12 protein-coding genes are annotated in these 13,991 nt (G+C 40.5%); 9 read left to right on the top strand and 3 right to left on the bottom strand.

From position 1 onward, the window contains the following. Positions 1 to 123 precede the first annotated feature (123 nt). Positions 124 to 1,092, bottom strand: a complete 969-nt coding sequence (locus tag RMX98_RS12550) for an ROK family protein (RefSeq protein WP_322679455.1) — start codon at positions 1,090 to 1,092, stop codon at positions 124 to 126. Positions 1,093 to 1,206: 114 nt separating this feature from the next. Between RMX98_RS12550 and RMX98_RS12545 the strand changes: the two genes are divergently transcribed. Further along, positions 1,207 to 1,428 carry a hypothetical protein gene (locus RMX98_RS12545; RefSeq protein ID WP_322679456.1) on the top strand — a complete coding sequence of 74 codons (222 nt, stop codon included), beginning with the start codon at positions 1,207 to 1,209 and terminating at the stop codon, positions 1,426 to 1,428. A 270-nt stretch (positions 1,429 to 1,698) separates the two neighbouring features. Here the strand turns inward: RMX98_RS12545 and RMX98_RS12540 are convergent, their stop codons facing one another. After that, positions 1,699 to 2,313 carry a Uma2 family endonuclease gene (locus RMX98_RS12540; protein WP_322679457.1) on the bottom strand — a complete coding sequence of 205 codons (615 nt, stop codon included), beginning with the start codon at positions 2,311 to 2,313 and terminating at the stop codon, positions 1,699 to 1,701. Between the two features lie 1,040 nt (positions 2,314 to 3,353). Between RMX98_RS12540 and RMX98_RS12535 the strand changes: the two genes are divergently transcribed. Continuing rightward, positions 3,354 to 4,331 carry a sucrase ferredoxin gene (locus RMX98_RS12535; RefSeq protein WP_322679458.1) on the top strand — a complete coding sequence of 326 codons (978 nt, stop codon included), beginning with the start codon at positions 3,354 to 3,356 and terminating at the stop codon, positions 4,329 to 4,331. A 172-nt stretch (positions 4,332 to 4,503) separates the two neighbouring features. Here RMX98_RS12535 and RMX98_RS12530 read toward each other — a convergent pair whose 3' ends face one another. Continuing rightward, positions 4,504 to 6,099, bottom strand: a complete 1,596-nt coding sequence (locus RMX98_RS12530; protein ID WP_322679460.1) for a helix-turn-helix domain-containing protein — start codon at positions 6,097 to 6,099, stop codon at positions 4,504 to 4,506. Positions 6,100 to 7,010: 911 nt separating this feature from the next. On the opposite strand from RMX98_RS12530, the gene fdxB reads away from it, so the two are divergent. The 7 genes from fdxB (at position 7,011) to RMX98_RS12495 (ending at position 13,864) form a co-directional block, all read left to right on the top strand. Next, complete coding sequence (gene fdxB / locus RMX98_RS12525; RefSeq protein ID WP_109012311.1) at positions 7,011 to 7,304, top strand: ferredoxin III, nif-specific; 294 nt, start codon at positions 7,011 to 7,013, stop codon at positions 7,302 to 7,304. Between the two features lie 498 nt (positions 7,305 to 7,802). Further along, positions 7,803 to 8,846 (top strand): cytochrome c oxidase subunit II, encoded by a 1,044-nt coding sequence (locus RMX98_RS12520; protein WP_322679459.1) that lies wholly within the window; start codon positions 7,803 to 7,805, stop codon positions 8,844 to 8,846. A gap of 160 nt (positions 8,847 to 9,006) precedes the next feature. Further along, positions 9,007 to 10,695 (top strand): cytochrome c oxidase subunit I, encoded by a 1,689-nt coding sequence (ctaD, locus tag RMX98_RS12515; protein WP_322679461.1) that lies wholly within the window; start codon positions 9,007 to 9,009, stop codon positions 10,693 to 10,695. Between the two features lie 448 nt (positions 10,696 to 11,143). After that, positions 11,144 to 11,743, top strand: coding sequence for a heme-copper oxidase subunit III (locus RMX98_RS12510; protein ID WP_322677570.1), 600 nt, complete (start codon positions 11,144 to 11,146; stop codon positions 11,741 to 11,743). A gap of 108 nt (positions 11,744 to 11,851) precedes the next feature. Further along, positions 11,852 to 12,337 carry a hypothetical protein gene (locus tag RMX98_RS12505; protein WP_322677745.1) on the top strand — a complete coding sequence of 162 codons (486 nt, stop codon included), beginning with the start codon at positions 11,852 to 11,854 and terminating at the stop codon, positions 12,335 to 12,337. Positions 12,338 to 12,684: 347 nt separating this feature from the next. Beyond that, entirely contained in the window at positions 12,685 to 13,296 is a 612-nt protein-coding gene (locus RMX98_RS12500; protein WP_322677571.1) for a cupin, read from the top strand. An 85-nt stretch (positions 13,297 to 13,381) separates the two neighbouring features. After that, the gene (locus tag RMX98_RS12495) at positions 13,382 to 13,864 is read left to right on the top strand and encodes an ArsC/Spx/MgsR family protein (protein WP_322677572.1); all 483 of its coding nucleotides are present in this window, start codon (positions 13,382 to 13,384) and stop codon (positions 13,862 to 13,864) included. Positions 13,865 to 13,991: the final 127 nt, after the last annotated feature.

Below are 13,991 nucleotides of genomic sequence, written 5' to 3'. Positions count from 1 at the left end.
CCTATGGGTCAGCCACTTTATATAGTACATAAATACTATAAAATAGCGATCACGCTGTGCCAGTTGCGTAAGTCCTGTAAGTAACTCAAAAAAACTACAGAAAAGCGATCGCCTTTTTACCTTTCAAGCCATCCCTATTTCTGCTAAAGCCACCGCCCCCCACAACGGCGCATCATCCCCCAAAATCGCTGGGACAATTTCAAAATCAACTTCTGGTAAAGCCGTCTCCCGCGCCACTTGACGCACCACTTGCCAAAAATTTGCTCCCGCTTTCGTCACGCCACCCCCCAACACAAAGCGCTGCGGATTCATCAAGTTCGCCACATTGCCAATACCCACACCCAGCGCCCAAGCAGCCTTGTGCAATACTTCCTTCGCCAAATCATCCCCAGCCGCCGCCGCTTCACTTACCAACTGCCCCGTTAGCAACGTTAAATTATCCCCCACCAAACCCCTCAACACCTCTCCTCCTTGGGGTACTTGGCGACTTGGCGGTTCCTTTTCCAAAATTTCCTTAACATTTTGCGCCATATAAGGCCCCGAAGCCAAACGTTCCACACATCCCCGCTTACCACACAAACAAACTGGCCCAGCAGGATCTACAACGATATGTCCAATTTCGCCAGCCATCCCACCAGCACCCCGCCAAGGCTGGCCGTTGAGTATCCAACCACCACCCACGCCAGTGCTGACAGTGATGTAAAACAGGCTATCGTATCCCTGTCCCGCACCAAAACGGTGTTCACCCAAAGCAGCAATATTGGCATCATTATCTACACCAACAGGAACGCCAAACTCATCCTCCAACAAGGCTTTGAGAGGAATATTTTCCCATCCAGCCACATGGTGAGAAAGTCGCACCGTCCCCGTGGAAGCATCAACTGGGCCGCCAAAACTGACACCGATCGCAGCAGGCTTTGTGTCTTGCAGCAGAGAGTAAATGAGCGATCGCATAATTTCCAAGTCAGTGCTAGCATCTGCATTCGCTGGCGAGAGACGACGTTCGTAATGCAACCACGTTCTAGAACCAGCATTTACTGTTGCTGCCGCCAACTTAGTTCCGCCAAAATCGAGAGCTAAAATTAATGTCATATTTTTTTATACCTCTTTTGAATTATTACAATAGGTGGTTTATTTCTCAAGAAAGATGTTTACAAGCAAAATAAATTCAACACTAAAGAAAACGGCATACTAATTTGGTAACTTATGACTCCCGATCAACCCAATCCACTTATTGATTTCTCTCATGCCAAAGAACCTCCTCGCTCTTTGGATACCGATAAAGCTCAAGAGGCAGATCCTATTGAACCAGAAGAAGTTAGTGGACAGAGTAAGCAAAACCCCACTCCTGATGATTTGAATCGCCAAGATGAAGATCCAAGAATCGGGGGTAGTCAAATAATTAGTGGCAATATTTCAGCTGGTTAAATAATTGGCATGACTAAGTTACTCACCTTTTTTTTGAGTTAACGACTCTATCAATAATGCGATGCCTATGGCGGTAAACTACGCAGTCTAGGCAACGCTAGAATTTATTAAGGAGCGATCGCACATTATCTGGCACTCGATCAATAATGGATTGCTAGACGAAGGTAAATTTAAATCTTAAGGTGGTTTTGTCAGGTTAAATAAAGCTTTTAATACGTGATAAGAAGAGATTTTAGTATAAATTAATAATGAATTATGGCAAGATGTGAGTTAGTCAGCCGCATTAAAAATTTCCTGTGCGGTTAAATTTAATTGGGGAAAGGTTGGTGATGAAATCGCAGTGTTGCCTTGAAACGATGTCATTTGATATTCACCATCAACTAGTTCGCATACAAAAATAGTGGGTTGTTTGGGATTGCCGATGAGCTTTCTTGCACCCAATGCAGCATAATCAGCAATCCAATATTCAGGAATGCCCATTTCCTCATAATCCCTAAATTTATTGTAGTAATCATCTCGCCAGTTAGTTGAAACAACTTCAATAACTATTGGAATTGATGCTGCTTGGCTTACTGTTGACTGTTTTTGAAAAAGCGGTTCATTGTCGAGATTATCAAGATTTAGCAGCACCACATCGGGCAAATAAGCCGATTCGGCAGTAGGAGTTTTGACTAATGCGGTTTTGGGTATAGTGTAGGGAAGGTTCAAGCGATCGAACTCGACAGTGAGCTTACGGGCTATAAATCCTACAACTTTTTCATGCGATCCGCTTGGGGGTGGCATTTCAACAATTACTCCCTTGTGTAACTCATAGCGTTTACCATCGTTGGGATACCATTCGCTAAATTCATTGAAGGTGAGTAATTTGGGCAGCGCTTGGGTCATTATCTTACCTCCGCATCTGTTTTACTTTATCAAAGTATTCACAATTTCCGTTGGAATAATCCAATCTATTTTGATTGGCTATAGTATTTATATCCAGGTGTTTTACCAATAAAGAAAATATAAAGATTCTCAAATACTTGCATTTATTATTGAGTTCAGTTACAGTCAAAGCAGATGCATATAATCAAACCCTGACATAACTTCAGGAAGTTAGATTAGGTAAAAAGGTAAATAACAGGTTTGTTAATGTTGATATCAGTGACGTGGTTAATAATTAGTCACTGGTTTTGAACATTAACTGATCGCGCATGAAGTAGGGGCAGCAAAGCATTTAGCCCTAATTTGGTTGTTTTTATTTTTATAAATTAATTGAGAATTATTCGCAATATGTGTAAATCAATAGATATATTAAAAGCAGATAGAGTGAAAAAATTTTTAACTCAGTATTGGTTAGCTAGAGAATTGCTTATCAAGTTTTTCCGCATCTATCTTTAGAAATATGTTTTACCCAGTTTACAGCAAGTAATTCTATTTTTAGAGATCAAAATAGGATTTGTAAGTAGCTATGTAAATAATTTCAGCAAAACTTTAAATCAGTACGTTATTGCTAGCAATATTTTTAATTGTAATATCAGCTACATTGATATTGTAAGCAAGTTAATCATCGGTAACTCTCAAAGTTATTTTGCATCTATGTACAAGTTTTAATATATTTGGTTTTGCCAAAGAAAGCAAGTTCAGAAAAGCCCAAGTTCCGCAAGTGAAAATTTATGAAATACCAAATAACAATAAAACTAGATACAAAATTAACCTCGCTCCTACGGAAAAATATCTATTGACACTATTTATCTCTATTGTGGAGAATTTATTAACCGGAAAGACCTCGATCAATAATGATGTTATAAAGTGGCTACCTAGTTTTAACTGGGAAATGAATATTGTTCTTTTTTATCTCCTTTAGCCAAGGATATTGTAGCTAAGAACACAATTGTATTTTCTAATACCTTTTGTCCATAAAATACGCTAATGAGTACAGCGAGATGAATACCTTTTTTTGTTCTGACGATTCACGGCAAGTAGGAGAAGATGTTATTGGTAGTGCCACCAATTATCAAACTTATATTTTAGTTGAATGTCCTTTACCTTGGAAATCAGAACCCTTTGATTCCAAATGGGTGCCCCAGAATTTAAGGATTTTGGTAGAGGAAGTGAAGCGTGCTAAACTACCAATTAGATTTCTTTTAATTGCTAATGATCTATCACACAAGGTAAATCACACTACCCTTCTGATTTATCAAAAACAAGAGGGGCTAAGTAATGGATACTATAAACAAGAGTTTCAGCTAGGAAATATTGAGCAAGTAGCAGCAGTTGTCCAAAAATGGTTGTGGGGTATCAGTTCTAATTCTGAGTTACAAACTAGTACAACTAGAGATATTTTAGTTTGTACCCACGGTAGCCATGATAAGTGTTGTGCTAGATATGGCGCTCCTTTTTACTTCAATGTTACAGCGAGTAATGCTGATTTGTGCTTAGATAATGTGCGAATTTGGAAATCATCGCACTTTGGTGGACATCGTTTTGCACCAACAGCCATAGACTTGCCAGAAGGAAGATACTACGGTCGTCTTGATCCAGATTCATTTAGATCAATTTTGACTCGTACAGGCGATATTCAATGCTTACATAAAATCTATCGAGGCTGGGGAATTTTACCTGCTGCACTTCAGATTTTGGAAAGAGAACTAATCCTCTGTAAAGGATGGGATTGGTTTAACTACAAAGTTACAGGAAAAATTTTAGAGCAAAGTTTAGACAATAATACTATTCTGGGTGAGCTAAGTTTTGAACAACCTTGTGGTTCTCTTTACACTTACCAGGCTAAACTTGTGAAAGATGAAACGAAGACTCAACAACTGAAGAGTTCATGCAATGCTACACGAGAGTTGGTAGTTACTAAATATGCTGTAAGTAGTCTTTGGATTACTTCTAGTAAGGTAATGAGTTATAGTACATAGAAGTAGAGAGAGTTTTTAAATGCAGAGGGACGCTAAGGGAAGCGCAGAGTAAGGCAGAGTATTGCTAAGTTTAGTTCGCTACGAATTAATTCAATGCTGTATTTAGTATAATGCTGCACAAATTCGTAATAAAATATTTGCGCCCCTGTGCGTTTAAATTCCAAATGTTGAATCAAGATGAAGTCATATTTAATACTTTTCGTAATAGGACTTGGTCTTCTAATTTGGCTTTTAAACGACCATTTTCGATATCTCGAATCCAGCTTTGGCTTTTACCTGTGAGTTTTGCCAATTCTCTTTGGGAGAGATTCAAATTTTTTCGCGCTTGCAAAATCTGCTCGCCTAGCAAATCGTTTGTAGCTTTGGGCTTTCTTTTGGCTTTGGCAGTTCTTGTTTTCTTTTTTTCTGATTCTGAAATTTGCTGTTCCCATTCTGGTGGGAGTTCAAAGGCCAAAATCCGTGCATTCATTAGCAGATTCCACTTCCCACGGGGGCCTGTGTCTGTGAGGCGAGTTTCAGCACCACCGTCATTAGTCCAAAATTCTAATGCTTCATCTGGGTCTTCGGGAAGATCGATTAATTTCGCCCACAAAGGTTGAATTTCTGGTGGATAAGTAACTGGATCGAAAAGCGGCTTCATTCCATAGTGATTGAGAATTTCCAAATCGCTTTCAAAGGTTCGCAGTAGACGTTTGCGTTCTTCCCGTTGTCTAGATGCAAGGGCGACTTTTTCTTCACCGTAAGCAATACGCAGCAACGTAGGAATGGTAATACGTTGTTCTTTGCCCATTTTGGTTTTAAACAGCAACCACAGCATTAGTCGGACTGCGCCTTCATGTTGCTGCCAAATACTCATAACTGTGGTTAGCAGCGTTTTGGGAAGACTGCCGTATTGATAGAATGCAGTTCGTTCTTTACATGCTTGTTTGTTTAAGAAATATTGTGCCCAAATACCTGCTTTTACTTTAAAAGTTAGCCCAATCAGATATTTGCATCCGAGATTGTCTTCTTGAAAGTGGTGCTGAATATCTACTAAGTGCCATAGGCGGCTATTTGTAACTGAGAATCCGTTAATTCGGCCTTGTTGAGGCCAGTCAATGGAGATAATTAGGGAACAAGCTTGTTGGACAAGATTTTTCATTAAAGCTAGTTTGGCAGCTTTGCTTAAATCTTTGCGTTTCTCCATTCCCAAATATTTCTCGATTTGTCGCTCATCGATCGCAAATTCTTGCTCCCAAGGTTGCTCTAAAGCTGTAGCGTAAGCTGCAAAAATTAGATGTATGCAAGCAGCTCTGATGTCAAGCTCTTCAATTGCTGCTATATCTGTAGCCTTGTCGTTAACTTTTAATGGATCTTGGATGTGAAAAGCGATCGCACCTCGTCCTTGATTAACTTGTCGGCTGTAACTTATGTAGCCTTCTTCATCGGTTTCCCAATGTAGCGATGTTCGCTGCGCTAATACATTACAAGCTTCCCAAATTGCGATCGCTGAAGCAAATGGATTATTCTTACCGTTAGAAAACAAGTCTAAGCTACTAGCATCTCTCGGTTCAACTTTGCATCTCCCCTTTTTCGCCTGCCAAGGAATCGGAGAATTAGTTGGACAAGTTATTACACATTGCGGTTTTGAATAATAGCCCTCACAATTATTACAAAGACCAGGATCAACCCAGTATTCATTGTTCTCTATTTTGATTGCACCCGTAGGACATTGGGGGCGGCAGTTGTCACATCCAACGCAACTGTTGTTAGGAATCGTATAAGGCATTTGGCTCTTTTCCCACTCTAATCGTTGAGATGTCTGGCTCAGGTCTCCCCTGGATGAGTCCTGTTTATTCATGACTCGCTACCACATATCTTTATGGCGAGAATAATTTTTTCTCACCATACTCACTCCCCACATCTATATTTTGAGTTTGCATCCAATTGGAAGCTATTTAAGGCTTTAAAAACGAGCCATATAAAACTTATTTATTAACTATACATTTCATAAAAATAATGATTAATTTGTTCGTATCGAGCTTAAAAAATAATCTTAAGGTTTATTGAAACTCTACCTCAATGAACATTTTACCTTTAACCATAAAGTGCTTTTAGAAAACATTTAAGTCTCTTGTAATTACATTTCATCTGATTTATTAATGATTTTAATATTTAATGCATGATAATATTCTGCTACCAAGTTTACAGTTCCTTCATAATTAACTTTACTTTCTTGATATAAAAGAATAATCTCTTTTGTCATCATTTATCTAAATAGATTAATTAAAAGGAAATAATAATTGTTGGCTTTTAAAATACATATTGCATATATAAAAATGTAACTCACGAACATTTCTTTTTGTATCAATCACTACTGTTAAGATATATTTGTCTGACTAATTAAAAAAATATTTGAAAAAAAATATCATCACTATCATAGAGATATTTGTATCTACTGGAAATAATAATTATCCATACACAGCAGTAATTAGCTACTTTAACCCAGTATAAATAGACAATTATTATCAATAACTATTATCTAGAATTTGAAATTAAAAACAATGTAATTTTGTGTTCAAACTCATCGGAATTTGATGACTAAAAAGTAATTTTTGAATATAAACGAATAAAAGATTAGGATAATATGATGATTAATGCACAAACAGATTGATAGGCAAAATTGCCGAGGATTTATTCATGGCACAACTAACAGGTTTGACATTTGGCGGTAAGGCTTGGACACCTAAATTTGCTCAGGAAATCGACAAGGATAAATGTATCGGCTGTGGCAGATGCGTTAAAGTATGCGGTTACAATGTGCTAGGTTTGAAGGCGCTGAATGAAGAAGGCGAATTTGTGGACGATGAAGATGATGATGAAATTGAACGGAAAGTAATGGCAGTTACTTCTCCAGAGAATTGTATTGGTTGTGAAGCTTGTTCACGGATTTGTCCAAAGAACTGCTACACCCATGTTGCATTAAATAATTAAGGCTTTTGGAATTAGTCAAAATTGTTGTTAATTCAAGGAGGCACTGTTTGAATAAAGCGCAAATGCGCTAGGCAAGGTAACTTGAGGGGAATATTAAATATTTACTGTAACTAATAAAAAGTTCACAGTAAACAAATCCGTAAATCGCAAAATGTCAGTTATTAACAAATTTAAACTTGCTGCTAATATAGCCTAATCAATATTAGGTCTAACAGTGCCCTCTTGGAACAACTAGCTTTTCTGGGAGCAGGGGGCTACCTTTTTCATAGGAGTTGAAATATAATTTGTAAGTTTCTGGGGGAAAGATATGGAAAAAATCTGGAAGTTTCCCCCATTTTTTATGGCTGCACGTTAGAAAGTTAATAAGTGAAAAGTGAATGGGGAATAGGCAATAGGGAATAGGTAATAGGCAATAGATACAAATGCTGAGTGACCAATACCTAATATCTAAAACCCAGAAAATTGTACCTTTAAAGACTGTTTACACAGGTAGCATGTATGCAACAAGTTCCTGTTTCACTATGGACTCTGGTTGCTGGGATAGTAGTTACAGCAACCAGCATTTGGATTGGCCAGAATCACACTTTGATGCCAGTGCAAGCATCGCTACAAGCGCCTTTGGTAGACGGTTTTTTCAACGTCATGTTTACCATTGCGATCGCACTTTTCTTAGTGGTAGAAGGAACAATTGTACTTTTTTTGATTCAGTTTCGTCGCCGTCGCGGTGATGATAGCGATGGTGTGCGAGTAGAAGGCAACGTTCCCTTAGAAATCTTTTGGACAGCAATCCCAACAGTGATTGTTCTCGGCTTGGGCATCTACAGTGTAGATGTTTTTAACCGAATGGGCGGCTTTGAGCCTGCGGGTCATCCTCATTCAGCAGCTCATGTTGCTCATAAGTCGGGAACTGCAATCGCAGCTACATTAAGCGATACTGAAGCAACAACTGCTCCAGCAATAGCCCCGACAATCGGTATTGGCGCGTCTCCTCAAACTCTCAACAAACCAGCCGACTTAGTTGTTGATGTCAAAGGCATACAGTATGCCTGGTTATTTAATTACCCTGATAGTGGCATTAGCTCTGGGGAATTGCACATACCTGTCGGTGCTGATGTGCAACTCAACCTTTCAGCACAAGATGTAATTCATTCATTCTGGGTGCCAAACTTCCGTTTGAAACAAGATGCACTACCCGGTATCCCTACCGAACTACGATTTGTCGCCACCAAACCAGGTACATATCCCGTAGTTTGTGCTGAATTATGCGGTGGTTATCACGGTTCAATGCGGACACAGGTAATTGTCCACACACCGGAAGAATATAATAACTGGCGCACAGAAAACCAGATTGCTCAACAGCAAAATTTAAAGCAAATCGTTGCAGTGAGCGAGTCCCCGTCTTGGCGGTTTCCGGCGATGGGGAACTCGCGAACCCAAAGGGTTAATCCAGCCGACTTATCAACATCAGAGTTTCTCGCGCCCCACACCCATGATATGGGCATTAGTGCAGCAACTCTAGAGTCAGTAGTCATTGGTCATTAGTCATTGGTCACTTGTACTGAGCGAAGTCGAAGTATTGGTCATTAGTCATTGGTCATTAGTTATTGGTAACTGGCAAATGACAACGGACAAATGACAACGGACAAAGGACAAAAAGACAAAAGACAAATGACAAATGACAAAGGACAAAGGACAAAAATATATGACGCAGGTAGAATTTCCCCGGAATACTCCACCAGAAGGAAAGAAACCGGAAATGGTGGCTGCCCACGCTTCCCATCCGAAGGCGTGGAAATGGCAAGACTATTTTACATTTAATGTTGACCACAAGGTTATTGGTATTCAATACCTGGTGACAGCGTTTGTCTTCTATCTCATCGGCGGACTGATGGCTGTTGCTCTCCGTGTCGAATTAGCAACACCAGATGCAGACGTACTCGACCCCAATCTGTATAACGCTTTCATGACCAATCACGGGACGATTATGATCTTCCTGTGGATTGTCCCTAGCGCCATTGGGGGATTTGGTAACTATCTAGTGCCGTTGATGGTTGGTGCTAGGGATATGGCGTTTCCGAAACTGAACGCGATCGCTTTTTGGTTAAATCCACCAGCCGGTGCGCTCATTTTAGGTAGTTTCATTTTCGGCGGTTCCCAATCTGGTTGGACAGCTTACCCACCTTTGAGCTTAGTGACAGCACCAATCGCTCAAAGTATGTGGATATTAGCGATCGTTTTGGTGGGAACTTCCTCAATTTTGGGTTCGCTGAACTTTGTAATCACCATTTTGATGATGAAGGTTCCTAGCATGAAATGGGATCAAGTACCCCTATTTTGCTGGGCAATCTTGGCAACCTCCCTGCTAGCACTTCTCTCCACACCTGTATTAGCAGCCGGTTTAGTTCTGCTGTTGTTCGACCTTAACTTTGGCACTTCCTTCTTTAAACCAGATGCAGGCGGTAACGTTGTAATTTATCAACACTTGTTCTGGTTTTATTCTCACCCGGCAGTATATTTAATGATTCTGCCTATCTTCGGCATCATGTCCGAGGTAATTCCAGTTCACTCGCGTAAGCCTATCTTTGGTTATAAAGCGATCGCTTATTCTAGTGTAGCCATCTGCGTTGTCGGTTTGTTCGTCTGGGTACACCACATGTTCACCAGTGGTACACCCGGTTGGATGCGGATGTTCTTCACCATCTCCACCCTCATAGTTGCAGTTCCCACTGGCGTGAAGATTTTTGCCTGGGTTGCTACCCTTTGGGGTGGTAAAATCCGCTTCACAGGTGCGATGCTTTTCGCCATTGGCTTGTTGTCAATGTTTGTCATGGGTGGCTTAAGTGGTGTGACAATGGGAACAGCCCCCTTTGATGTTCACGTCCACGACACATATTATGTAGTAGGACATTTCCATTACGTTCTGTTTGGTGGTTCCGTGTTTGGCATTTATGCCGGTATTTATCACTGGTTCCCCAAAATGACCGGACGAATGCTGAATGAAAACTTGGCACGGATTCACTTTGCCCTTACCTTCATCGGCACGAATCTCACCTTTTTACCCATGCACGAGTTGGGTTTAAAAGGAATGCCGCGAAGAGTGGCAATGTATGACCCCCAATTTATCGACCTCAATCAAATTTGTACCTTTGGTTCATTTGTTTTGGCGATATCGGTAATTCCTTTCACCATCAACATGATCTACAGTTGGCTGAAAGGGCCTTTGGCTGGTGATAATCCTTGGCAAGGTTTGACTTTAGAATGGACAACTAGCTCACCACCTGCAATTGAAAACTGGGAAGTGTTGCCGGTTGTGACTCATGGCCCTTATGACTACGGTCATGATAACCCTCTTGAAATAGAGCAATCTGCAACGCCGTCAGCTAATGCTTAGGTAGTAAAGTGAGTAATGCGATCGCACTCAAAGTCACTGAAACTTCTAGTCATTAGATTTGAGAACTCAAAACTCCAAGCTTGAAACACGAAACTTCAAGCTTGGAACATGAAAGGCCGAGTTCAGAACACGAACGGCCGAGTTCAGAACACGAACGGCCGAGTTCAGAACACGAACGGCCGAGTTCAAAACACGAACGGCCGAGTTCAAAACACGAACGGCCGAGTTCAAAACACGAACGGCCGAGTTCAAAACACGAACGGTCGAGTTCAAAACACGAACGGCCGAGTTCAAAACACGAAACTCGGAATTTTGAGAATTCCTGAACAATTCAAGAGTTTGGCTAAACAAGGATTTTGGATAAAGAATGGAAATTTTGCTGGTTCAGATTTCATTCTTTATTCAAGCTTCCACAACAGACAGAGTAGATCGTATTGTCAAAAAATCTATGACTATAGCTACAACCACAAGCGAAACTCACAGTGCAGGACACGAAGAACATCCCGATTTAAGAGTCTGGGGATTGTTAACGTTCCTCGCTTCTGAATCCCTAATGTTTGGGGGATTTTTTGCCACTTATTTGTTTTTTCGGGGTACTACAGCAGTTTGGCCTCCAGAAGGAAGCGAAGTAGAACTACTTGTGCCGACAATTAACACCATTATTCTGGTGTCTAGTAGTTTCGTCATTCACTTTGGTGATACGGCGATTAAAAAGAATAATGTCAAGGGAATGCAACTGTGGTACGCAATTACCGCAATCATGGGGGCAATTTTCTTAGGTGGTCAGGTTTATGAGTATTCAACTTTAGGATACGGACTGACTACCAACGTTTTCGCCAACTGCTTTTATATCATGACCGGGTTCCACGGTTTGCACGTTTTTGTGGGACTGTTATTGATATTACGTGCATTGTGGCGATCGCGTCTCCCTGGTGAATATTCTGCAACCAATCATACTTTCATCGAAATGACAGAAATTTACTGGCACTTCGTAGACATTATTTGGATTGTATTATTCACCTTGGTGTACGTTCTCACTTTGTTTTAACTTGGGCATTAGGCATTGGTAATGATTACTACTTTATTACTATTGCCTATTGCCTATTGCCTATTGCCTATTACCTATTGCCTATTCTCTACACACAAAAAAATTATTATGCAACTTGATGCAAACAAATTCTCATGGTTCCAGGTTCCAGACGACATCAAAAATTTATTAATTTTAGCTGCACAAAACTGGGAGAATACATCAGAATCAGAAAAATATATTCAACAAGCTTTAGCTAAAACTGGTGAAAACACAGATGTATTGGTAGCAGCATATAGATTTTTCTATTATAAAAATAATTATTCTCTTGCACTACAAACAACAGTCCAATTATTAGATAAAATTAAAGAACTAGAAAAATTTCCTGATGACTGGGAGCAACTTAAGCCTATACTAGTCAATCGCAAAGAAGAACCACAAATTCGATTGTACTTAAATGCTTATGCTGCTTCTGGATTAGTACTAGCAAAGTTAGGAGAAATTGAGGAAGCAAAAGAAATCAGCACCAAAGTCAAAGAGATAGACGAAAAGCATGATTTTGGAGCCGGAATTCTCCTGGATATTTTGACACGTCCAGCAGAAGAAGATGATTAATTAATCAATGCACATCTCGACAAGACGATGTGCGTTGTAGAGACGCGATGAATCGCGTCTGTAAGGAGTGGGGAGATGAGAGAGACAAGGACACAAGGAGAATAACCCATGCCCCATTTCCAATGCCCCATTCCCAATGTCCCATTCCCAATGCCCTTTTGGTGAACAATCATGAACAACTGGTTATCTACATCGTATTCTTCTTACTCTCTTTTGGGAGTAAGTAGTAATAGTAACTCTGTCATTCCTGCTATTACCATACCGACTAAACTTCCTGGAGGTAATAATATTCCTAACGTCTCTCCGATCATTATCATCCAATCTTCTCCGTTATCAATTTAAGAGTTATGAAAGGTAGGGATTGGCAGCTAACGGGGGATGGTCAGTATCAAGCCTGTAAATCTGTAAGAGCATGGGATTTATTGAGAGAAAATTACCGCCTTTATCGGTTTTTAACCGAGGTGGAAGATGTTCTCAATAATGTGGATGATGAAGTTAGTCGTCTACCAGAAATTCGAATGATCGTAAGGCGTTTAATAGTAAATTCCTATTGGGTGCGGAGTCAAATTTTAGAGCCTTCGCCCAAAACGGGAACCTCTGTTTTACTCCTGTATGATGAATTGGGTTTTCCGTTGACTGTGCAAACAGTAACATTTGCACCGGGAACCCGATCAAACATTCATAATCATGGCACGTGGGGAGTAGTAGCGGTGTTAAAAGGTCAGGAAAAAAATACCTTTTGGCGGCGCACTCATAGCCCAGAATTTCAGGACAAAATTGAACCGACGGGAGAGGTAACTCTATTTCCAGGGGATATTATTAGCTTCGCTCCCGATGCAATTCACTGTGTAGAAGCAGTGGGTGATGAACCAACTGTGACTTTTAACATTTACGGCGAAACTGATCCGAGTGAGAGATTTGAGTTTGACTCAGTTAGCCATCAGGCTAGAAATTTTTAATTAGCAATCGTCAGGATCAATTTCATCGGTTCGTAGTTGGCGTAAAGCGCCAACTACAAACAATTGAGTAATTAGGAGTAGTTAAATGGCAAGAGTAATTTTCTATAGCAAACCAGGCTGTAAAGGTGGTATTAAGCAAAAAGTTTTGCTCACAGCTGCTGGACATGAGGTCATACCACAGAACCTGTTAACAGAACCTTGGACTGTTGAGCGGTTGCGTTCATTTTTTGGCGATCGCCCCGTAGCCGAATGGTTTAATCTTTCCGCTCCCAAGATAAAATCTGGTGAGGTGGTTCCTGAAAAAGTGGATGAACAAACCGCTTTGGCGCTGATGCTAAAAGAGCCATTGTTAATTCGCCGTCCTTTGTTACAAGTAGGCGAACAGCGCGAGGTAGGATTTGATGTCCAAAAAATTGATGCTTGGATTGGCTTACAAGCTGTAGATGAATCCTTGCAACAAATCAGCGACAATCTGATGAAGGAGAATTTGCAAGGCTGTTCCCACGGTCATGGTCATCATCATGAACATGGTCATGAACACCAAAAGCAAGGTAACTGTAAACATTAGTACAGGATATAGCAGTTCTCTGTTGAGTAGGTACTAAACCCTACCCCCAACCCCCTCCCGAAGAGCGAGGAGGGGGCTAAGATGCGACGATGCTCTCAAATATCAACATACAATTTTGGAGTAATCT

This window comes from Nostoc sp. DedQUE02, assembly GCF_034531035.1.
In the GTDB taxonomy this organism is placed as follows: domain Bacteria; phylum Cyanobacteriota; class Cyanobacteriia; order Cyanobacteriales; family Nostocaceae; genus Nostoc.
The sequence above is the reverse complement of the archived record's forward strand: the minus strand, read 5'-3'. Positions and strand labels throughout refer to the sequence as shown.

Bases quoted from the DNA above. Each gene is read 5' to 3' on its own strand.
- RMX98_RS12550 (WP_322679455.1), bottom strand. From the start codon at position 1,092: ATGACATTAATTTTAGCTCTCGATTTTGGCGGAACTAAGTTGGCGGCA.
- RMX98_RS12545 (WP_322679456.1), top strand. From the start codon at position 1,207: ATGACTCCCGATCAACCCAATCCACTTATTGATTTCTCTCATGCCAAA.
- RMX98_RS12540 (WP_322679457.1), bottom strand. From the start codon at position 2,313: ATGACCCAAGCGCTGCCCAAATTACTCACCTTCAATGAATTTAGCGAA.
- RMX98_RS12535 (WP_322679458.1), top strand. From the start codon at position 3,354: ATGAATACCTTTTTTTGTTCTGACGATTCACGGCAAGTAGGAGAAGAT.
- RMX98_RS12530 (WP_322679460.1), bottom strand. From the start codon at position 6,099: ATGCCTTATACGATTCCTAACAACAGTTGCGTTGGATGTGACAACTGC.
- fdxB (WP_109012311.1), top strand. From the start codon at position 7,011: ATGGCACAACTAACAGGTTTGACATTTGGCGGTAAGGCTTGGACACCT.
- RMX98_RS12520 (WP_322679459.1), top strand. From the start codon at position 7,803: ATGCAACAAGTTCCTGTTTCACTATGGACTCTGGTTGCTGGGATAGTA.
- ctaD (WP_322679461.1), top strand. From the start codon at position 9,007: ATGACGCAGGTAGAATTTCCCCGGAATACTCCACCAGAAGGAAAGAAA.
- RMX98_RS12510 (WP_322677570.1), top strand. From the start codon at position 11,144: ATGACTATAGCTACAACCACAAGCGAAACTCACAGTGCAGGACACGAA.
- RMX98_RS12505 (WP_322677745.1), top strand. From the start codon at position 11,852: ATGCAACTTGATGCAAACAAATTCTCATGGTTCCAGGTTCCAGACGAC.
- RMX98_RS12500 (WP_322677571.1), top strand. From the start codon at position 12,685: ATGAAAGGTAGGGATTGGCAGCTAACGGGGGATGGTCAGTATCAAGCC.
- RMX98_RS12495 (WP_322677572.1), top strand. From the start codon at position 13,382: ATGGCAAGAGTAATTTTCTATAGCAAACCAGGCTGTAAAGGTGGTATT.